Annotated in this window: 19 protein-coding genes; 9 read left to right on the forward strand and 10 right to left on the reverse strand. The window is 71.7% G+C overall.

All coding sequences use genetic code 11. The features are described 5' to 3' along the window. Window positions 1-42: 42 nt before the first annotated feature. From QC283_RS25245 to QC283_RS25265, 5 genes are all read right to left on the reverse strand, one after another. A complete protein-coding gene (locus QC283_RS25245; protein WP_279563961.1) occupies window positions 43-462 on the reverse strand; it encodes a TOBE domain-containing protein in 420 nt (139 codons plus the stop codon). Window positions 463-488: 26 nt separating this feature from the next. Then, window positions 489-1,586 carry an ABC transporter ATP-binding protein gene (locus QC283_RS25250; protein ID WP_383531851.1) on the reverse strand — a complete coding sequence of 366 codons (1,098 nt, stop codon included), beginning with the start codon at window positions 1,584-1,586 and terminating at the stop codon, window positions 489-491. Beyond that, entirely contained in the window at window positions 1,583-2,377 is a 795-nt protein-coding gene (gene modB / locus QC283_RS25255; RefSeq protein ID WP_279563962.1) for a molybdate ABC transporter permease subunit, read from the reverse strand. The genes QC283_RS25250 and modB overlap by 4 nt, the downstream gene beginning before the upstream one ends. 11 nt (window positions 2,378-2,388) lie before the next feature. Then, on the reverse strand, window positions 2,389-3,213 hold the full coding sequence (gene modA / locus QC283_RS25260; protein ID WP_279563963.1) for a molybdate ABC transporter substrate-binding protein: 825 nt from the start codon (window positions 3,211-3,213) through the stop codon (window positions 2,389-2,391). 221 nt (window positions 3,214-3,434) lie between these two features. Continuing rightward, window positions 3,435-3,830: a TOBE domain-containing protein gene (locus QC283_RS25265; protein WP_279563964.1), complete on the reverse strand. Its 396-nt coding sequence runs from the start codon at window positions 3,828-3,830 to the stop codon at window positions 3,435-3,437. Window positions 3,831-3,969: 139 nt separating this feature from the next. Here QC283_RS25265 and QC283_RS25270 point away from each other — a divergent pair, with 139 nt between their 5' ends. The 5 genes from QC283_RS25270 to QC283_RS25290 all read left to right on the forward strand — a co-directional run bounded on the left by QC283_RS25270 (window position 3,970) and on the right by QC283_RS25290 (window position 9,578). Continuing rightward, the gene (locus QC283_RS25270) at window positions 3,970-4,560 is read left to right on the forward strand and encodes a DUF1707 domain-containing protein (RefSeq protein ID WP_398126152.1); all 591 of its coding nucleotides are present in this window, start codon (window positions 3,970-3,972) and stop codon (window positions 4,558-4,560) included. A 426-nt stretch (window positions 4,561-4,986) separates the two neighbouring features. Continuing rightward, window positions 4,987-5,076: a K(+)-transporting ATPase subunit F gene (gene kdpF, locus QC283_RS25275; RefSeq protein WP_037722934.1), complete on the forward strand. Its 90-nt coding sequence runs from the start codon at window positions 4,987-4,989 to the stop codon at window positions 5,074-5,076. Between the two features lie 7 nt (window positions 5,077-5,083). Then, window positions 5,084-6,745 carry a potassium-transporting ATPase subunit KdpA gene (kdpA, locus tag QC283_RS25280; RefSeq protein WP_279563966.1) on the forward strand — a complete coding sequence of 554 codons (1,662 nt, stop codon included), beginning with the start codon at window positions 5,084-5,086 and terminating at the stop codon, window positions 6,743-6,745. Continuing rightward, a complete protein-coding gene (kdpB, locus tag QC283_RS25285) occupies window positions 6,745-8,904 on the forward strand; it encodes a potassium-transporting ATPase subunit KdpB (RefSeq protein WP_279563967.1) in 2,160 nt (719 codons plus the stop codon). Before kdpA ends, kdpB begins: the two co-directional genes overlap by 1 nt. A 5-nt stretch (window positions 8,905-8,909) precedes the next feature. Then, window positions 8,910-9,578, forward strand: a complete 669-nt coding sequence (locus tag QC283_RS25290) for a potassium-transporting ATPase subunit C (protein ID WP_279563968.1) — start codon at window positions 8,910-8,912, stop codon at window positions 9,576-9,578. 120 nt (window positions 9,579-9,698) lie between these two features. Here QC283_RS25290 and QC283_RS25295 read toward each other — a convergent pair whose 3' ends face one another. The 3 genes from QC283_RS25295 to QC283_RS25305 form a co-directional block, all read right to left on the reverse strand. After that, window positions 9,699-10,763: a LacI family DNA-binding transcriptional regulator gene (locus QC283_RS25295; RefSeq protein ID WP_443032684.1), complete on the reverse strand. Its 1,065-nt coding sequence runs from the start codon at window positions 10,761-10,763 to the stop codon at window positions 9,699-9,701. A 229-nt stretch (window positions 10,764-10,992) separates the two neighbouring features. Continuing rightward, window positions 10,993-11,196 carry a DUF5999 family protein gene (locus tag QC283_RS25300; protein ID WP_279563970.1) on the reverse strand — a complete coding sequence of 68 codons (204 nt, stop codon included), beginning with the start codon at window positions 11,194-11,196 and terminating at the stop codon, window positions 10,993-10,995. A gap of 274 nt (window positions 11,197-11,470) precedes the next feature. Beyond that, window positions 11,471-12,055, reverse strand: a complete 585-nt coding sequence (locus tag QC283_RS25305) for a hypothetical protein (RefSeq protein WP_279563971.1) — start codon at window positions 12,053-12,055, stop codon at window positions 11,471-11,473. Between the two features lie 557 nt (window positions 12,056-12,612). On the opposite strand from QC283_RS25305, the gene QC283_RS25310 reads away from it, so the two are divergent. Both QC283_RS25310 and QC283_RS25315 read left to right on the forward strand, forming a co-directional pair. After that, window positions 12,613-14,130 (forward strand): glutamate--cysteine ligase, encoded by a 1,518-nt coding sequence (locus QC283_RS25310; protein WP_279563972.1) that lies wholly within the window; start codon window positions 12,613-12,615, stop codon window positions 14,128-14,130. Window positions 14,131-14,263: 133 nt separating this feature from the next. Next, window positions 14,264-15,199 carry a CPBP family intramembrane glutamic endopeptidase gene (locus QC283_RS25315; protein ID WP_443032685.1) on the forward strand — a complete coding sequence of 312 codons (936 nt, stop codon included), beginning with the start codon at window positions 14,264-14,266 and terminating at the stop codon, window positions 15,197-15,199. 76 nt (window positions 15,200-15,275) lie between these two features. Here the strand turns inward: QC283_RS25315 and QC283_RS25320 are convergent, their stop codons facing one another. Further along, entirely contained in the window at window positions 15,276-16,085 is an 810-nt protein-coding gene (locus QC283_RS25320; RefSeq protein ID WP_279563973.1) for a PhzF family phenazine biosynthesis protein, read from the reverse strand. 352 nt (window positions 16,086-16,437) lie between these two features. On the opposite strand from QC283_RS25320, the gene QC283_RS25325 reads away from it, so the two are divergent. Continuing rightward, complete coding sequence (locus QC283_RS25325) at window positions 16,438-17,067, forward strand: PadR family transcriptional regulator (RefSeq protein ID WP_279563974.1); 630 nt, start codon at window positions 16,438-16,440, stop codon at window positions 17,065-17,067. A gap of 165 nt (window positions 17,068-17,232) precedes the next feature. Here the strand turns inward: QC283_RS25325 and QC283_RS25330 are convergent, their stop codons facing one another. Continuing rightward, entirely contained in the window at window positions 17,233-17,967 is a 735-nt protein-coding gene (locus QC283_RS25330) for a dienelactone hydrolase family protein (RefSeq protein WP_279563975.1), read from the reverse strand. Between the two features lie 416 nt (window positions 17,968-18,383). Here QC283_RS25330 and QC283_RS25335 point away from each other — a divergent pair, with 416 nt between their 5' ends. Beyond that, on the forward strand, window positions 18,384-18,923 hold the full coding sequence (locus QC283_RS25335) for a Clp protease N-terminal domain-containing protein (RefSeq protein WP_279563976.1): 540 nt from the start codon (window positions 18,384-18,386) through the stop codon (window positions 18,921-18,923). Window positions 18,924-18,995 lie beyond the last annotated feature (72 nt).

The following is an 18,995-nucleotide window of genomic DNA, read 5'->3' on the forward strand; positions in this document are numbered from 1 at the left end:
GTGCGGGACCGTCCTGGTCCCGCACGGAGCCTCTCCCGTGTCTCAGGCGGTCGCGAGCGACACCTCCGTCGACTTGACCAGCGCGACGACGGGAACGCCGACGGACAGTCCCAGGTCGTCGGCGGCCTCCTTGGTGATCACGGCGGTGAGTTCGGAGCCCTCGACGGCGACCCTGACGGAGGCCATCGCGTCGCCGGTGGTGAGGGCGGTGACCGTACCGGGCAGCCGGTTGCGGATGGACAGGCCCTCGACGCGGCCGGTCGCCACGGACACCTCCGTCGACTTCACCAGGGCGCGGACCGCGGTGCCGACGGACAGTCCCAGGTCGTCGGCGGCGTCCCGGGTGATCGCCGCGGTGAGGTCCTGGCCGCCCAGGAGGCGGACCCGGACCGTCGCCATCGCCTCGCCCGGGGTGACGGCGGTGACAGTGCCGGGGAGCTGGTTGCGGATGCTCAGGCTCATGGGGGCACCGTAGCCCGGTGGAGGTGTCATGCCGGGTATGCGTGTGTCTGCGTCGCCTTGACCGTCGCCCATACCGGCGCGCCCGGGTGGAGGCCGAGCTCGGCCGCCGCGACCGTGGTGAGGTCGGCGGCGAGCGGGAGTTCGCCCGTGAGGTCCACGCGGATCTGGTCGCCGTGGGTCTCCAGGCCCGCGACCTCGCAGCGCCACAGGTTGCGTGCGCTGGAGCCGGTGGGGCGTTCCCCGTACAGGGTCACCGCGCCCGGCGGGAAGGCCACGAAGACCGGGCCGGACAGATCCTCGGTGGTGGTGATGGCGGGACCGGCGTCCAGCCGCACGGTGTGGCCGTCGGCCCGGCCGCGGTAGAGGTTCAGGCCGACCAGCTGGGCGATGTAGTCCGTGCGGGGCCGGCGGGCGATGTCGGCGGGGCCGCCTTCCTGGACGACCCTGCCGCTCTCCACGACGACCAGCCGGTCGGCCAGCACCATGGCGTCCAGCGGGTCGTGCGTGACCAGCACGGCGACGGCCTCGAACTCGGCCAGGTGGCGGCGGAGCTGGGCGCGGACCTCCAGGCGAGTCCGGGCGTCCAGCGCGGCCAGGGGCTCGTCCAGGAGCAGCAGCCGGGGGTGGGTGGCCAGGGCGCGGGCGAGTGCGACGCGCTGCGCCTGGCCGCCGGAGAGGCGGCGCGGCTTGGCGCCCGCGTGGCCCGCCAGGCCCATGCGGTCCAGCCACCCGGCGGCCAGCGCCCGGGCGTCCGCCTTGCTCGCGCCCCGGCAGCGCGGCCCGAACGCCACGTTGTCGAGCGCGGTCAGGTGCGGGAAGAGCAGGTAGTCCTGGAAGACCACGCCGACGGGGCGGGACTCGGGCGGCGTACGGTCCAGGGCGGCACCGTCGAGGCGCAGGTGGCCGTCGGCGAGCGGGACGAGGCCGGCGAGCGCGCGCAGGGCGGTGGTCTTGCCGGCGCCGTTGGGGCCGAGCAGGGCGACGACGTCGCCGGGCTCGGCGGTCAGCGCGACGTCCAGGTGGAAGGTGCCGCGGTCCACGACGAGGCGGGCGTCGAGGCCGGCGCCGGGGGCGTGTCCGCCGGTGGGTTCCATGGTGGCGGCCGGTTCGTCGGTGTCGGTCATGATGCCCTCATCCAGCGGTCCCGGAGACCGGCCAGCACGGCGATGGAGACGGCCAGCAGCACCAGGCTGAGGGCGATCGCGGCCGCCGGGTCGTTCTGCAGGGCCAGATAGACCGCCAGCGGCATGGTCTGGGTCCGGCCCGGGAAGTTGCCCGCGAACGTGATCGTCGCCCCGAACTCGCCCAGTGCCCGCGCCCACGCCAGGACGGCGCCCGCCGCGATGCCCGGCGCGATCAGCGGCAGCGTGACCCGGCGGAACGCGGTGAAACGGGACGCGCCCAGCGTCGTGGCGGCCTCCTCGAAGCGCGGATCGGCGGCGCGCAGGGTGCCCTCCACGCTGATCACCAGGAACGGCATCGCCACGAACGTCTCCGCGAGGATCACACCCGTCGTCGTGAACGGCAGCGTGATCCCGAACCACGCGTCCAGCCACTGCCCGACGACGCCGTTGCGCCCGAACGCCAGCAGGAGGGCCACGCCGCCCACCACCGGGGGCAGTACGAGGGGCAGTGTCACCAGGGCCCGGACGAAGCCGCGGCCGGGGAACTCCGTGCGGGCCAGCAGCCAGGCCAGCGGCACACCGACGACCAGGCTCAGCGCGGTCGCCGACGTGGCGCACAGCAGTGACAACCGAAGGGCCTGCCACACCTCCGGGCTGGCCAGCTGGTCGGGCAGGTCGCGCCACGGCGCACGTACCAGCAGGGCGATCAGCGGCAGCAGCAGGAAGGCCAGGCCCACGAGGGCGGGCACCAGCAGGGGGACCGGCACCATGCGGGTGCCCGTCCTGGGCATGTCGGGCTTCTTCACGGCGTGCGGAACCCGGCCCCGGTCAGCACCCGCTGCCCCTCGGCGGACTTCACCATGTCGATGAAGGCCTTCGCCGCGCCGGCGTTGGGAGCCTCCTTGAGGAGGCTGATCGGGTAGTCGTTGACGGCGTCGGCCGACTCGGGGAAGTCCACGCCCGTCACCTTGTCACCGGCCGCCTTCACATCGGTCCTGTACACGACGGCGGCGTCGGCCTCCTTCAGCTCGACCTTGGTCAGGGCGGCTTTGACGTCCTGCTCGTACGACACGGGGGTGAGCTCGACGCCGCCGGCCGCCAGCGCCTTCTGCGCCGCGGCGCCGCACGGCACGGTCTTGTCGCACAGCACGACCTTGAGGCCGGATTCGGTGAGGTCCTTCAGGGAGGAGATCCCTTCGGGGTTGCCCGCCAGGGTGGCGATCTCCAGCTGGTTCCGTACGAAGGTGGACGGCTCGCCGGCCGTGGCCCCGGCGTCGGTGACGGTGGCCATCGTCTTGGGGCTGGCGGAGGCGAACACGTCCGCCGGGGCGCCACTGGTGATGCTGGCGGCGAGAGTGTCGCTGCCGGCGAAGTTGAAGGTGACCTCGGTGCCCGGGTGCCGCTTCTCGAAGGTCTCGCCGAGCGCCGTGAAGCTCTCCTTGAGGGAGGCGGCGGCGAAGACGGTGACCTGGCCCGAGACCTTCCCGGAGGAGGACGACGAGGATCCGGCGGAGTCCGAGCCGGAGGACGACGAGCACGCGCTCAGGGCCAGCAGCGCGGAGGCGCCCGCGCCGGTCACCCGCAGGGTCCGGCGGATGCGGCGGGTCCCGCGCACGGAACGGGTCATCTCGGGCCACTCCCTCTGCGTTCGGGGGTGGGAGTCCGACGGCCCCGGCGCCCGGGCTGGGCGACCTTGCGCACGGCGGGCTCCCCTTGCGCCGATCATACTTCCGCAACTGCGAGGGGAAAGTCTGCTGTCACATCGCATGAGCAAGCGGTGCGTGACAAATAGCTTGCATGTGCGTTCCTACGGGTGCGAGGTCGCCGGGGCATGTCCGGCGGGTCGGGTCACGTCCTGTCGATATGTACGTTCGTCGACTTCACCCGGGCGGTGGCCTCCATGCCCACCTCCAGGCCGAGTTCCTCCACCGCCTCCCGGGTCAGCAGGGAGACGAGCCGGTGCGGGCCGGCCTGGATCTCGACCTGGGCGGCGACGTCGCCGAGCTTGATCGCGGTCACGATCCCCGGGAAGGCGTTGCGGGCGGAGGTGTACGGAGTCTCCTCGCCGGCCCCGTCGGAGCGGGCGAGGCCGACCGAGAACGCGGCCAGGTCGCGCCCGTCGACGAGTCGCCGCCCGCCCTCGTCGCGGTGGGTGGTGATCCGGCCCGCGTCGGCCCAGCGGCGCGCGGTGTCCGGGCTGACGCCGAGCAGCCGCGCCGCCTGGCCGATCGTGTAGGACTGCATGCCGGTCACGATAGGCCGCGGGAGGGGGAACGGCGGGACGTGGGGTTGGCCGTTGGGTATAACGCGATATATCTTTAGTCCGTGGCGGTGGTGGGGTGCTCGCGTGGCACCCCGGGGAGATCGGGGTGGAGCGATGACGATGTTGCCCTCGCGAGTCGGCGAGTCGGCCGGCCTCCGGGCCTCGCATGCGGACCGGGACCGGGTCGTGGACATACTGAGCGGCGCCGCCGGGGACGGCCGGCTGACCGCTGAGGAACTGGACGAGCGGGTGGGCGCGGCGCTCACCGCGCGGACGCTGGGAGAGCTGGCCGCCTTGACCGCCGACCTGCCGGTGGTGGCGGGCGAGGGCCCGGTCGCCGAGGCGAAGGACGTCGTCCGCATCGAGCAGGAGGGGGCGTCGACCCGACGTGGTGACGGCTGGGTGGTGCCCCGGCGGATGGAGATCCGGTCCGCCTGGGGTGAGGTGACACTCGACCTCACCCGGGCGGTGATCGCCCACGACACCCTCCACATCGACCTCGACATGCGCGCCGGCGCGCTGAGGATCGTGACCCGGCCCGGCATCGTGGTGGACACCGACGCGCTGGTGGCGAGCTACGCCGAGGTGAAGATCGCGCGCGCCGTCGACACCGGGACGCCCGTGGTGCTGCGGGTGCGGGTCACGGGCGGGATCAGCTGGGGGCAGGTCGTGGTGCGTTCGCCGCGTCGCGGGTTCCGGAGGAAGGCGTAGGCGCGGCTCGGCGCACCGCTCTGTGCGGCTCACCCGGCCAGTGACGGTCGTACGGCGTGTCGTCGAGTGGGGGCCCTGGGGCGACCGTAGGGACCGCGGGGCCGGTGACGGCGGCCCTTGACGGGGCTCTGACGTGCGCTCAGCCGTTCCTGACGCCGCCGCAGAGGGCCCCGAGCCGCCGGTGCCGGGGCGCGGCTCCCGCACGCTTCGGTCCGAAGTCGTAAGGGATCCGTCAAAGGGGCACAGACCACCGTATGGGACCCGTCAACAGTGGTCGCATCCGGTCGGGTGAGGGGTTTGCTCGAAGCGTCCTAGTCGCAACCGAACCTCACTCCAGGAGCTCACGATGGCCGATCTGGCCTTCGTCGTCACCACGATCGCGGTCTTCGCGCTGGTGGCTCTCGTCGCCAAGGGGGTGACGAAGCTGTGACCGCCGAGAACATCGTCGGCCTGGTCGTGGCCGTCTCCCTGCTGGGCTATCTCGTCCTCGCCCTGATCTTCCCGGAGAGGTTCTGAGAGTCGCATGGGTCCCGTAACCGCCGGCGTACTCCAACTGCTGGCCCTCATCGGCGCACTGGCCATCGTGCACGCCCCCCTGGGCAATTACATGGCCCGGGTCTACTCCTCTCCCCAGCACCTGCGGGTCGAGAAGTGGATCTACAAGGGCATCGGTGCCCGTCCGGACACGGAGATGCGCTGGACCGCGTATCTGCGCGGCGTGCTGGCCTTCTCCCTCGCCGGTGTCCTCTTCCTCTACCTGCTCCAGCGCGTCCAGGGCGTCCTGCCGGGCTCGCTCGGCTTCGACTCCGTGGAGCCGGCGCAGGCCTTCAACACCGCGGCGTCCTTCGTGGCCAACACGAACTGGCAGTCGTACTACGGCGAGCAGACGATGGGGCACGTCGTGCAGACCGCCGGTCTGGCCGTGCAGAACTTCGTTTCCGCGGCCGTCGGCATGGCCGTGGCCATCGCCCTCGTCCGGGGCTTCGCCCGCGCTCGCACCGGAGAGCTGGGCAACTTCTGGTCGGACCTGGTACGCGGGGTCACCCGCGTGCTGGTGCCGCTGGCCGTCCTCGGCGCGCTCGTGCTGGTCGCCTGCGGAGTCATCCAGAACTTCTCCGGTATCCACGAGGTCGGCCAGTTCACGGGCGGCTCGCAGCAGTGGAACGGCGGCGCCGTCGCCTCGCAGGAGGTCATCAAGGAGCTGGGCACCAACGGCGGCGGCTACTTCAACGCCAACAGCGCCCACCCCTTCGAGAACCCGACGCCGTTCACCAACCTCTTCGAGATCTTCCTGATCCTGCTCATCCCGGTCTCCCTGACCCGGACCTTCGGCGTCATGGTCGGCTCGGTGCGCCAGGGCTACGCGATCCTCGCGACCATGGCCACCTTCTGGGTCGGCTTCGTCGCCCTGATGATGTGGACCGAGTTCGCCCACCAGGGTTCCGCCCTGCAGGCGGCCGGCGGTGCGCTCGAGGGCAAGGAACTGCGCTTCGGGGTCGGCGGCTCGTCGATCTTCGCGGTGACCACGACGCTCACCTCCACCGGTGCCGTCGACTCCTTCCACTCGTCGTACACCGGGTTCGGCGGCGGCATCACGATGCTGGGCATGATGCTGGGCGAGATCGCGCCCGGCGGTGTCGGTTCCGGGCTCTACGGCATGCTGATCATGGCGATCATCGCGGTCTTCATCGCGGGGCTCATGGTCGGGCGTACGCCCGAGTACCTCGGCAAGAAGATCGGCCCCCGCGAGATCAAGCTCGCCGCCGTCTACATCCTCATCACCCCGGCGCTGGTGCTGGTGTTCACCTCGCTGTCGATGGCCCTGCCGACTCCGCCGAACTCGATGCTCAACCCCGGCGCCCACGGCTTCTCCGAGGTGCTGTACGCCTTCACCTCCGCCGCGAACAACAACGGCTCGGCCTTCGCCGGCCTGAACGCGAACACCGACTGGTTCAACACCACGACCGGGCTCGCGATGCTGCTCGGCCGTTTCCTGCCGATGGTGTTCGTCCTGGCCCTGGCCGGGTCGCTGGCCGGGCAGCAGCCGGTGCCGGCCACCGCGGGCACCCTGCGCACCGAGAAGCCGCTCTTCACCGGCCTGCTGGTCGGCGCCATCCTGATCATCGTCGGTCTCACCTACTTCCCGGCGCTGGCCCTGGGCCCGCTGGCGGAAGGGCTGGCGTGATGACCACTCGTATACCGAAGCACGAGGACTCCATGTCCACAGCCCCTTCCGCGGCCACTCCCACACCCCCTTCCGCAGCCACCGGGAACCGGGCGCCGCACGGCGACGTACCCACCGGTCGGCCGTCACCCCGGGGGCGTGGCGGCCAAGGTCTCTTCGCACCGGCGCAGCTGGCCCGGTCGGTGCCCGAGGCGTTCCGCAAGCTCGACCCGCGGGTGATGGTCAAGTCGCCCGTGATGTTCGTGGTGTGGATCGGCTCGGTGCTGACCACCGCCTTCTCCTTCACGGACCCGGGGGACTGGTTCGGCTGGACCATCAGCGTCTGGCTCTGGCTGACCGTGTTCTTCGCCAACCTGGCGGAGGCGGTCGCCGAGGGCCGGGGCAAGGCGCAGGCCGACACGCTCCGCAAGGCCAAGACCGACACGGTCGCCCGCCGGGTCGACGGGAGCACGGTCCCCGGCACCGAGCTGGGCGTCGGCGACCTGGTGGTCTGCGAGGCCGGGGACGTCGTCCCCGGTGACGGCGACGTCGTCGAGGGCGTCGCCTCGGTCGACGAGTCGGCCATCACCGGCGAGTCGGCGCCCGTCATCCGCGAGTCGGGCGGTGACCGCAGCGCCGTCACCGGCGGGACGAAGGTCCTCTCCGACCGCGTCGTCGTCCGGATCACCGCGAAGCCGGGCGAGACCTTCATCGACCGGATGATCAACCTGGTCGAGGGCGCGGCACGGCAGAAGACACCGAACGAGATCGCCCTGAACATCCTGCTGGCGTCGCTGACCATCGTCTTCCTGCTGGCCTGCGCCACGCTGACGCCCTTCGCCGACTACGCGGGCACCCGGCTGACGCTGGTCGTGCTGGTGGCGCTGCTGGTCTGCCTGATCCCGACCACGATCGGCGCCCTGCTCTCCGCGATCGGCATCGCCGGCATGGACCGCCTGGTCCAGCGCAACGTGCTGGCCATGTCGGGGCGTGCCGTCGAGGCCGCCGGTGACGTCTCCACGCTGCTGCTGGACAAGACCGGCACGATCACGCTGGGCAACCGGCAGGCGGCCGAGTTCGTGCCGGTGCGCGGTACGACGGAGGCCCAGGTGGCGGACGCGGCCCAGCTCTCGTCCCTGGCCGACGAGACGCCCGAGGGCCGCTCGGTCGTCGTCCTCGCCAAGGAGAGGTACGGGCTGCGCGAGCGGCACCAGGGCGAGCTGACCGGCGCCGAGTGGATCACGTTCACCGCACAGACCCGCATGTCCGGCGTCGACGTCGGCGGCCGGAGGATCCGCAAGGGCGCGGCCGGGTCGGTGATGGCCTGGGTGCGCGAGCGCGGCGGCCAGGTCGCCGAGGAGACGGAACGGCTGGCCGACGCCATCTCCGCGGCGGGCGGAACGCCGCTGCTGGTCGCCGTGGAGGACGGCGACGGAGCCCGCGTGCTCGGCGTGATCCATCTGAAGGACGTCGTCAAGCAGGGCATGCGGGAGCGGTTCGAGGAGCTGCGGCGCATGGGCATCAGGACCGTCATGATCACGGGCGACAACCCGCTGACGGCCAAGGCGATCGCCGACGAGGCGGGCGTCGACGACTTCCTCGCGGAGGCCACGCCCGAGGACAAGATGGCCCTGATCAAGCGGGAGCAGGCCGGCGGCAAGCTGGTCGCGATGACCGGCGACGGCACCAACGACGCGCCCGCGCTCGCGCAGGCCGACGTCGGGGTGGCGATGAACACCGGCACGTCGGCCGCCAAGGAGGCCGGCAACATGGTCGACCTCGACTCCAACCCGACCAAGCTCATCGAGATCGTCGAGATCGGCAAGCAGCTCCTCATCACCCGGGGCGCGCTCACCACGTTCTCCATCGCCAACGACGTCGCCAAGTACTTCGCGATCATCCCGGCGCTGTTCGCGGCGGTCTACCCCGGCCTGGACAAGCTCAACATCATGCGCCTGTCCTCGCCGGACTCCGCGATCCTGTCGGCGGTCGTCTTCAACGCGCTGATCATCGTCGTACTGGTGCCGCTCGCCCTGCGCGGCGTGCGGTACAGGCCGATGAGCGCGGACCGGATGCTCCGGCGCAACCTCGCGGTCTACGGCCTCGGCGGACTGATCGCCCCCTTCATCGGCATCAAGATCATCGACATGCTTCTGTCCCTCATCCCCGGAATCGGTTGACCGCCATGAACAACTCGGTATCGAACACCGTCCGGCTGCTCGGGGCAGGCCTGCGCGCCCTGCTCGTGCTGACCCTGGTGACCGGCGTCATCTACCCCCTGGTGGTCACGGGCGTCGCCCAGGCCGTGTTCAACGGCAAGGCGAACGGCTCACAGGTCTCGGCGGAGGGCCGCGTCGTGGGTTCCTCGCTGATCGGACAGTCGTACAACCTGCCGCTGAAGCCGGGGCAGGAGACTCCGGAACCGGACCTGAAGTGGTTCCAGGGCCGCCCTGCCAACGGCCTGGGGGAGAACACCCTCAACACCCAGTACCAGTTGATCCTGTCCGGCGCCACCAACCTGGCCGCCGACAACCCGGAGCTGGTCGAGCGGGTACGGGCGGCGCAGGCCGCCGTCATCAAGGACAACTCGGTGCCCGGCCACACGGTCGAGCGGTCCGACATCCCCGCCGACGCGGTGACCTCCTCCGGCTCGGGGCTGGACCCGCACATCTCCCCGCGCTACGCCGAACTGCAGGTTCCCCGGGTCGCCCGGGAGAACGGCCTGCCGGTCGCGGAGGTAGGGGCGCTCGTCGACCGGCACACGGAGGGCCGCACCCTGGGCTTCATCGGCGAGCCGCGGGTGAACGTCCTCGAACTGAACATCGCCCTCAAGGGGCGTGCGCAGAGGAGCTGAACGGGAGCGCCGGCACGGACGGCGCTCCACGGCCGAGCGGGAGCCGCCGGCACCGACGTCCCGGTGCCGGCGGCTCCGGCACCGGGGACGTCCTGGTGCCGGCGGCTCCCGCACCGCGCGCTACGGCCGCGTACGGATCGCCACAGCAGCCGGCGCCGTGCTCGCGCGGAGTACGAGTTCCGTGCCGAGCTCCACCCGCGGCGAGTCCGGCCGCGGGTCGCCGGTCAGCCGGAGCACCGTACGAGCGGCCAGTCTGCCCATGTCCGCGAGCGGCTGCCGCACCGTCGTCAGGGGCGGCGCCGACCAGCGGACCTCCGGAAGGTCGTCGAAGCCGACGACGCTCATGTCCTGCGGCACCCTCAGCCCACGCCGGCGCAGCGCCTCGATCGCGCCGAGCGCCATCTGGTCACTGGCGGCGAACACGGCGGTCGGTGGCTCGGGGAGGTCCAGCAGCGTGTCGCAGCCCGCGAAGCCGGACTCGGGGTGGAAGTCGCCGGGCACGATCAGGGACTCGTCCACGGGGACGCCGGCGCCTTCCAGAGCGGCTCGGTAGCCGTCGAGGCGGGCTCGTGAGCACAGGAGCAGGGGCGGGCCCGCGATCAGTCCGATCCTGCGGTGCCCGAGGGACAGCAGATGCTCGGTGGCCGCCATGCCGCCCGACCAGTTGGCGGCGCCGACCGTGGGCGCGTCCAGGGCCGGGGAGCCCGCCGGGTCGACGACCACCAAGGGGACGCCGAGGATACGGAGCTCCTCGTGGAGGACCGGCTCCAGCGCGGAGGTGACGAGTACGACGCCGTCACAGGCGCGGGCGCGCAGGTTCCGCATCCACTCGCGTGCGTCGCCCGAGCGTCCGTGGATCGCGGACACCACCGTGCCGACCCCGGCCGCGTGGGCCACCTCCTCCACTCCTCGGATGATCTCGACCGCCCAGGGGCTGTCGAGGTCGTTGAAGACCAGGTCGATCAGGGCGGCCCGGCGGCCGCGGGCGGCGGCGCGTTTGCGGTAGCCGTGCCGGCGGAGCAGCTCCTCCACCCGGGCCCGGGTCCCCGGCGACACGTCGGACCGGCCGTTGACGACCCGGGACACGGTCGGCACCGAGACGCCCGCGCGACGGGCGATGTCCGTGATCGTGACCCTGCCCGGGCTGCCGGGCGCCGCTTCGACCGCGGCCTCGTCAGCTGCCACTTCCCCCACCTCCGTCGACGCGCACCGTGGAACGTCCCGGAGTCTTCCGGAAACCGAGTGCTCGGGGGAAGGCGTTCGGGGCCGGTGAGCCGCACCATGACCGCGACAGCACGGGGGATCACGGGGAGTGACCGGCGTCGGGCACGCGTCGGGGCCGGTTCGCAGAGGTACCTGCGGGCCGGCCCCGTGGTTCACCGGGCCGAGCGGCGTCAGACCGCCCGGCCTGTGCTCAGGCGGCGGTCATCAGGCCCGCGCCGACAGGGCGGTGCGGGGCGATGGCCCGACCGTCCGGCAGAAGCTCACCGGTGTCCTCGAAGAGGACAACGCCGTTGCACAGCAGGCTCCAGCCCTGCTCCGGGTGGTGCGCCACGAGACGGGCGGACTCCCGGTCGGCGGAGTCGACTGAGGGGCACGGTGGCTGGTGCTGACACATGAGTGGGGTCTCTCGGTCTGTTGTGACGGGTGCGTTCGCTGTCTTGGCTGTCTCGCGGCGTGAAGCGTCGTTCATGGCCGCCCCCCGTTGTGAAAGTAGGTCCGAACCCAGTGTTGCCCCACGGGCCTCGATCCGCAGGTATTTCGCAGCACCGCTTCTCACAGGTTGATGACGCCTCACCCGCGCGGACGGTTCACCTCAACCGCACTGTCATTTCGGGTGGTTCGACATGGCCGGAAGGGGCTAGTCCGCGCGGGTGGGTGAGCGGTGCGGGTCAGGCGGGGGAGCGCAGCAGCCGGGTCGGCGTCACCCTGTGTGTGAGGACCGGCAGCAGCTCGGCGACCCGGTGCGGACGGTGGGCCGCGATGCCGGGAGGGGCCGGCGCCAGCGGCACCAGCAGGTCGGTGGCCGCGGGATGCCCGGCGGCGGCGTCCGCCGCGCAGTCGCCGTGCAGCCACAGGGTGAGCATGTACAGCCCGGGGACCGACAGCAGGCGCGGCTGGTAGGCCTGGGGGATCGACTCGGCCTGACGCAGCGCGCGCTCGGTCGAGGCGACGTAGGGGCCCTCGAAGAAGTGCGAGAACGCCCATCCGTCGGGGGTCAGCATGGTCTCCGCCGCCGCCACCGCCCGGTCGCCGCAGCGGATGAGGAACCGCCATCCGGTCAGCCGCGTCGCCGTCACGCCCTCTGCCGTGATCCGGTCCAGAACGTACACGGGCAGGGGCAGTTCGGGTGTCGCGGGTCCCTGGGCGCCGAGCAGGGAGGGTGTCCGGGCCTCGCGGACCGCGGTGGGAGAGGAGAGGGCGGTGAGGACGGAGCGCAGGGCGGGCGCGGGGGCAGGGGGGACACGCAGGGGCATGATGGGTCGCCTCTCATTCGAAGGCACGTGGCGCGAGGGCGGAGCGGGGCGGACGACGCTGTCAGCTCACAGGGCTGGGGAGGCAGGGGCCGGGGTCCGAGAACCGAGAAGGGGTGAGGCCTGCCGCGCGTCAGCTCGACGGCAGGATCCATCGACCGTGGGCGCCGGTCATCTGCCTTGTCCCCGGAGTTTATACGACATGTGTTCAGACTGTGTTTCGACTAGCCGATTCCGGTAACCAGTACAAGGTTGCATTCGGCCGTCGATATGCGGGAATCATCCGGATTTCCGAGCGGGTGTACGGCGATGACCTCGGGGAATGCTCACCGAGCGGTCGGCCAATTGTCGTCGGCGTTTTTCACGAGTTACCGGGCAGGGAAACCGCAGGACGTGTCATGCCCGGTGAATGTGCCAGCGGTCACATCGGCACAGCGTAGTGGGTGCCGGGTCGGCGCGAGGCGTTATCGATCGCATCGGCTGGGCATCATCCCACCTGACCGGCCACCGGCCACCGGCGGCCGGTTCTTCGACTCAACGCTCCGAGAAGGGACTCTTCCATGGGGGAGAAGGTCGTGGCAGGTCAGTTCGACCTGTCCGATCGCCAGCGCTACCGCGAGAAGCTCCAGCGGTGTCTGACGGGCCTGGAGCGACTTCTGGCGGAGAAGCGGTTCGACCGTCCGAAGAACCTCATGGGGCTGGAGATCGAATTGAATCTCGTCGGTGCCGACGGGATGCCGAAAATGTTGAATGCGCAAGTCCTCGAACGCATCGCGAGCCGTGACTTCCAAACAGAACTCGCCATGTTCAACCTGGAAGTCAACATCGCCCCACATCGGCTGGGCGGCCGGGTTTTCGACCGTCTCGCGGAGGAGATCCGTACGTCGCTGGCCTATGCGGACCGCAAGGCCGGCGAGGTGGACGCGAGCATCGCGATGATCGGCATCCTGCCGACGCTGGACCGGGACGACCTGGTCTCCTCCAACCTCTCCGCCGTCGACCGCTACGCACTGCTCAACGAGCAGATCGTGGCCGCCCGCGGCGAGGACTTCACCCTCGACATCGAGGGCGTCGAGCGACTGACCTGCACATCCAAGTCCATCGCCCCCGAGGCCGCCTGTACCTCGGTGCAGTTGCACCTCCAGGTCACCCCGGACCGTTTCGCCGACGTGTGGAACGCGGCCCAGGCGGTCACCGCCGCGCAGATCGCCGTCGGCGCCAACGCGCCCTTCCTGTTCGGCCGCGAGCTCTGGCGCGAGTCACGCCCCCCGCTGTTCCAGCAGTCCACCGACACCCGTCCCCCCGAGCTCCAGGCCCAGGGCGTCCGACCGCGCACCTGGTTCGGCGAGCGGTGGGTGACCTCGGCGTACGACCTGTTCGAGGAGAACCGGCGCTACTTCCCGGCGCTGCTGCCGATCTGTGACGACGAGGACCCGCTGGCGGTCCTGGACGCCGGCGGCGTGCCCTCCCTCTCCGAACTCGTCCTGCACAACGGCACCGTCTACCGCTGGAACCGTCCCGTCTACGACATCGCCGACGGCGTCCCGCACCTGCGCGTGGAGAACCGCGTCCTGCCCGCCGGCCCCACCGTCACCGACGTCATCGCCAACGCGGCCTTCTACTACGGAGTCGTGCGCGCGCTGGCCGAGGAGCCCCGGCCGGTGTGGACCCGGCTGCCGTTCGAGGCCGCCGCCGCCAACTTCGAGGCCGCGTGCCGCCACGGCATCGACGCCCGCTTCGAATGGCCCCGGCGCGGCCGGCTGGGCGGCACGACCGAGGTCGACGCCGCCGTCCTCGTACGCGACGAACTGCTGCCGCTCGCCGAGGCCGGGCTGGACGCGTGGGGGGTCGAGCCCGCCGACCGGGACCTGTACCTCGGCGTGATCGAGGAGCGGTGCCGGCGCCGGGTCAACGGCGCGTCCTGGCAGGCGGCCACCTTCCACCGGGCGCTGGAGTCGGGCCTGTCCCGGGAGGCCGCGCTGGCCGCCACGACCCGCCGCTACGTCGAGCTCATGCGCGACGGCCATCCCGTACACCAGTGGCCGGTGGGCCTGCCGGAGCCGGCGCGGCTGGGCTGATCCACGCCAGGGGCGCGCTGCTCCACGCCACGACCGCGCCGTTCCACACCCAGGCCCGCCGGGTCCGCCCCCGCCGCGCGCCGCCTCATACTGATCGGGCAAGCTGTGACGTCCCAGCTGGAGGCAGGTGTGCATGGCGGAGGCGGGCCCGTTGGACGATTCGTTCCCTCAGAAGCCAGTTCGTGAGGAGAAGCCCGGTGGCGGGGAGAAGCCCGCTGGCGGGGAGAAGCCCGGTCGGGGGGAGCGGCCCGGTCGTGGGGAGAGCGCGGGCCGTGGGGCGAAGGCGGTTCGTGAGGAACCGGTTGCCGGGGAGCGGCTCTCGCGACGGAGTCTGCGCGACGAGACGCTGCTCGTCCTGGCGCTGTCACTCGGCGCCAGCGGGGTGTCGGCCCTCATCAGTTTCATCGGCTCGGTCACCCGCCCCGGTGGGCTGAAGGACCAGGCGGCCACTCTCAACGCCTCCGCGGCGCCCGGCCGCCCCTGGCTCGACCTGGCCTGGCAGCTCTTCGGGATCACCACGGCGCTCGTGCCGGTCGCCCTCGTCGCGCACTTCCTGCTGCGCGAGGGGCGGAGCCTGCGCACGCTCGGCTTCGACCGCGGCCGTCCGTGGCCGGACCTGGGCCGCGGTGCCGCCGTCGCCGCCGTCATCGGCAGCACCGGTATCGCCTTCTACCTGGCCGCCCGGGGCCTCGGCTTCAACCTCACCGTGGTGCCCGAGGCCCTGCCCGAGGTGTGGTGGAAATACCCCGTACTGATCCTCTCGGCGGTGCAGAACTCCGTCCTGGAGGAGGTCATCGTCGTCGGCTACCTGCTGCGCCGGCTGGACCAGCTCGGCTGGAGTCCGGGCGCGTCCCTGGCGGCCAGTTCGGTGCTGCGCGGGTCCTACCACCTCTACCAGGGCATCGGCGGCTTCATCGGCAACATGGTGATGGGCGTCGTGTTCGTGTACCTGTACCGCCGGTGGGGGCGCGTGGGCCCGCTGGTGGTGGCGCACTCGCTGCTCGACATCGGGGCCTTCGTGGGCTACGCGCTGCTCGCCGGGAAGGTGGACTGGCTCCCGACGGCGTGAACGCGGCGGGGAGGTGGAGGGAGACGTCCCCACCACGTCCCACCTCACCCGCCACCGGACAGGCCCGGGCCCGCTCTCAAGCCAGCAGCTCACCCTCGATCACCGTCACCGCACGCCCGCTCAGCAGCGTGCGCTCGCCGCGCAGCTCGGTACGGACCCGGCCGGAGCGGGGCGAGGCCTGGAGACCGGTGAGGTCGGCGCGGCCGAGGCGCTCGGACCAGAAGGGCGCGAGGGCCGTGTGGGCGCTGCCGGTGACCGGATCCTCGTCGATGCCGACGTTCGGGAAGAAGCAGCGGGAGACGTAGTCGTAGCCGCGTGCCGGGTCCGCCGCACGGGCGGTGGCGATGATGCCGCGCTCGGAGTAGGCGGCCAGCGCCCTGTGGTCCGGCGTCAGGCCATGGACCGTCTTCTCGTCGGCGACCTCGACCAGCAGGTCCCCGATGTCCGGCCCGGTGTCGAGGACGGCGTGGGGCTCGGCGCCCAGGGCCTCGGCGACGCCCGCCGGTACCTCGACCGGAGTGAGTGTCGCGGTCGGGAAGTCCAGGGTGATCGACCCGTCCTCGCGGGGCGTCGCTACCAGGACGCCACTGCGCGTGGCGAACCGCACGGGGCCCTCGTGGGCGCCCGTGGTGTGCAGGACGTGGGCCGTGGCGAGCGTGGCGTGGCCGCACATCGCGACCTCGGTGGCCGGCGTGAACCAGCGCAGCGCCCAGTCGGCCTCACCGTCCTCGGACAGACGGTGGGCGAACGCGGTCTCGGCGTGGTTGACCTCCAGGGCGACCTGCTGGAGCCGGTCGTCGTCCGGGAAGGCGTCGAGGAGCAGGACCCCGGCGGGGTTGCCGGCGAAGGGCCGGTCGGTGAAGGCGTCGACGATTCGGATGCGCATGCCCCGACGCTAGACGCTCCGCGCGGCCGCGGGCCAAGGCCAATTCGCGAGTTCTGGACCGGGTCCCGTATGGGGAGGGGGCGGGGCGGTCCATCCGGTGCTTCCCGCTCTCGGCTCCGCGTCGAACCGGGCACAGCGCGAGAGCTTGGCGATCGGCTCCCCGCACGCTGACGCCCGCCGTCCCAAGGCGACCTGTGCCCAACTGCCTGGCCCCCGCTCAGCTCCCGCGCTCACTCAGGACGCGGAACTCGCGGGGGAAGCTCACACGAAGCCGGCGAGCCTTGCCAGCTCCTACGTTCCGATATATCGTTGAGTTATCGCGACAGATCAACGACTGAATGGAGTGATGGCGATGCACAGCCACGGATACGAGCGTGGGCATGGTGGGCACGGCGGCTTCGAGGGTTTCGATGGCCGGCGCGCGGCCTTCGGTCCCTTCGGGCCGGGTGGTCCCGGCGGCGGCCCCGGTGGCGGTCCTTTCGGGCCGGGCTTCGGCCACGGAGGCCCTTGGGGTGGCCGAGGGCGCGGCGGTCCGAGGGGAAGGGCGCGGCGCGGTGACGTACGGGCGTCGATCCTGGCCCTCCTGAAGGACCGGCCGATGCACGGCTACGAGATGATCCAGGAGATCGCCGAGCGCAGCGGCGGGGCGTGGAAGCCCAGCCCCGGTTCGGTGTACCCCACCCTCCAGTTGCTGGAGGACGAGGGGCTGATCGTCAGTGAGAGCGAGGGCGGGAAGAAGCTCTTCGCGCTCACCGAGGAGGGCCGCACCGTCGCCGAGGAAGGGCCGCAGGCGCCCTGGGAAGAGGCCTCGCGGGGCGTCGACTGGGAGGCCCTGCATGACATCCGGCAGGCCGGCTTCGGGCTGATGGAGGCCTTCGGCCAGGTCTGGAAGACCGGCAGCAAGGAGCAGCGGGAGAAGGCACTCGCAGTTATCGGTGACGCCCGCAAGAAGCTGTACCTGATCCTCGCCGACGAGGACTGACCCGTACCGCCGTGGTGAGGCCCTCGGGGAGTGCGGCACGACCGCCCCACCCCGCCGGCCGCGGTGTGGGTCACCGGCCGCTCCACGCCTGCCGGCGCGGCCCAAGGGGGCATCGGCCGGCAGGCGTGGAGCCCTGTACGTCGGGTTCGGTTCCGAGCCGGACCCTCAGCTGTTGCCCAGCGTGCGCTCCAGGAGAGGGCGCAGGCGGTCCCAGTGGTGTTGCAGCCCGGAGGCGCTGAAAGCGTCCGTGTCGGACATGGTGAAGCCGTGGATCGTGCCGGGGTAGATCTCGGAGGTGTAGTCGGCACCTGCGGCGTCAAGGGCCTGGTTGAGTTCGCCGAGGGCCTCGGGTGTCATGTCGCCTTCGGCGTGGCCGAGGTGGACCTGGGCGCTGAGCTCGGAGAAGAGGCCGGGCCCGTCGGCGCCCACCGGACCGTGGAACGCGGCGACGGCTGCCACCTGGCCGGGGTGGGCCGCGGCGGTGCGCATCGCCAGGAGGCCGCCTATGCAGTAGCCGGTCACCGCGACCGGACCGGCGCCGACCTCGGGCTGGGCGGTGAGGAACCCGAGGTAGGCCTCGGCGTCGCTCAGAACGCGTACGGTGGTGTGCGCCTCGATCAAGGGCATCAGCTGGGCGAAGATCGCGGGCCGGGCCTCTTCTCCGATGTGTTCGGGAAGCTCGACCACCGGTGCCGGGCCGTGCCGGTAGAAGAGGTTGGGGACGAGCACGTAGTAGCCGTGCCCGGCCAGTTCGCGGGCCATCTCCCGCAGCACGGGCCGGATGCCGAAGCCGTCCGCGTACATCAGCACCCCCGGGTGCCGCTCGCCGCGGTCGGGGAAGGCGGCGAACGCATCGGCGTGGCCGTCCGCGGTGGGAATCCGCAACGTCTTGGTGGGCATGAAGTCTCCTGTCGTGGTTGATGTGTCGAGCCTGTGATCAACACGACGGAGGCGGAGCCCGCGCGGCGGCGCGAGATCCTCGATCGAGCGGCGGACCCCCACCGGCCCGTACGGCGCTCAGAAGAGCACCGGGTCGCCAATCCGTGTGTGGCGCGATGCCGTCCCGGTAGTCATCCCCACAACCTAGTCCACAGCCCCGGTCACCCAGCCCTCGCGGTGGCCGTGCGGCCTCTCCCACGGGAGGCCCCTCCAAGGCGTCCACACCCGTCCCCGCCCGGCGCCGCCCTATTCGGCGAAACGGCTTGATCTCATCCGCAAGGAGGATATTTCGACCGACTGGGTCCACTCCACGTGGGACGCCGAAATGCTTCCCTTCGGGGATGCCCCGGTCGCGAGGGACTGATGAGCTAGGGGATGTGCAACCCCGTATCCCCCGGCAGTCGCCCGGCGAGCAAGGCCCCAGGCGCCCGGACGGCACCGACGTCGATGCCCGGTTCAACGCGGAACTGGCATCGGTGGTCTCCGGTGCCCGCCGCCGAGCGGTGCGGGACGGGGACCGGCAGGTCGACACGGCCCATCTGCTGCACTCCCTCCTGGAATACGACCCCGAGGTGCGCACCGTCCTCGGCGAGGGACCGCGGATCGCCCGGCTCCTCGGTTACCTCGTGCAGCGCAGCATCGGCTACGGCCTGCGCTGGCAGAGCACGGTCGAGGACTCCGGCGCCGTACCCGTGGTGACCGGCGTCGCCGGTTTCTCGCCGCTGGCCGCCGCGGCCATGGAGGACGCCCGCGCACGCGCGCAGCGGCGAGGGGCGGCCCGGGCCTGCGGTATCGACCTGCTCGCCGCCCTCGTCGCGGACCCGCAGGCGCGGGCCGTCGAGGTGCTCGGCCGCGCCGCCGTCGAACCGCGCACGGTGCTCGCCCGCGTGGAGAACCACTTCGAGCCGACGCCCTGATCCCGACCGGGGCGTCCGCGCGTTCGTGTCGTGGACGCGTCCAATCGGTGAGACAGGTGTCATTGGGGGTGA

Origin of the sequence: Streptomyces sp. DH41, from assembly GCF_029813785.1 — a bacterium.
Lineage (GTDB): Bacteria > Actinomycetota > Actinomycetes > Streptomycetales > Streptomycetaceae > Streptomyces.

Excerpts from the sequence above, each read along its gene's own strand:
- QC283_RS25245 (WP_279563961.1), bottom strand. The coding sequence starts at position 462 with ATGAGCCTGAGCATCCGCAACCAGCTCCCCGGCACTGTCACCGCCGTC.
- QC283_RS25250 (WP_383531851.1), bottom strand. The coding sequence starts at position 1,586 with ATGACCGACACCGACGAACCGGCCGCCACCATGGAACCCACCGGCGGA.
- modB (WP_279563962.1), bottom strand. The coding sequence starts at position 2,377 with ATGCCCAGGACGGGCACCCGCATGGTGCCGGTCCCCCTGCTGGTGCCC.
- modA (WP_279563963.1), bottom strand. The coding sequence starts at position 3,213 with ATGACCCGTTCCGTGCGCGGGACCCGCCGCATCCGCCGGACCCTGCGG.
- QC283_RS25265 (WP_279563964.1), bottom strand. The coding sequence starts at position 3,830 with ATGCAGTCCTACACGATCGGCCAGGCGGCGCGGCTGCTCGGCGTCAGC.
- QC283_RS25270 (WP_398126152.1), top strand. The coding sequence starts at position 3,970 with ATGTTGCCCTCGCGAGTCGGCGAGTCGGCCGGCCTCCGGGCCTCGCAT.
- kdpA (WP_279563966.1), top strand. The coding sequence starts at position 5,084 with ATGGGTCCCGTAACCGCCGGCGTACTCCAACTGCTGGCCCTCATCGGC.
- kdpB (WP_279563967.1), top strand. The coding sequence starts at position 6,745 with ATGACCACTCGTATACCGAAGCACGAGGACTCCATGTCCACAGCCCCT.
- QC283_RS25290 (WP_279563968.1), top strand. The coding sequence starts at position 8,910 with ATGAACAACTCGGTATCGAACACCGTCCGGCTGCTCGGGGCAGGCCTG.
- QC283_RS25300 (WP_279563970.1), bottom strand. The coding sequence starts at position 11,196 with ATGTGTCAGCACCAGCCACCGTGCCCCTCAGTCGACTCCGCCGACCGG.
- QC283_RS25305 (WP_279563971.1), bottom strand. The coding sequence starts at position 12,055 with ATGCCCCTGCGTGTCCCCCCTGCCCCCGCGCCCGCCCTGCGCTCCGTC.
- QC283_RS25310 (WP_279563972.1), top strand. The coding sequence starts at position 12,613 with ATGGGGGAGAAGGTCGTGGCAGGTCAGTTCGACCTGTCCGATCGCCAG.
- QC283_RS25315 (WP_443032685.1), top strand. The coding sequence starts at position 14,264 with ATGGCGGAGGCGGGCCCGTTGGACGATTCGTTCCCTCAGAAGCCAGTT.
- QC283_RS25320 (WP_279563973.1), bottom strand. The coding sequence starts at position 16,085 with ATGCGCATCCGAATCGTCGACGCCTTCACCGACCGGCCCTTCGCCGGC.
- QC283_RS25325 (WP_279563974.1), top strand. The coding sequence starts at position 16,438 with ATGCACAGCCACGGATACGAGCGTGGGCATGGTGGGCACGGCGGCTTC.
- QC283_RS25330 (WP_279563975.1), bottom strand. The coding sequence starts at position 17,967 with ATGCCCACCAAGACGTTGCGGATTCCCACCGCGGACGGCCACGCCGAT.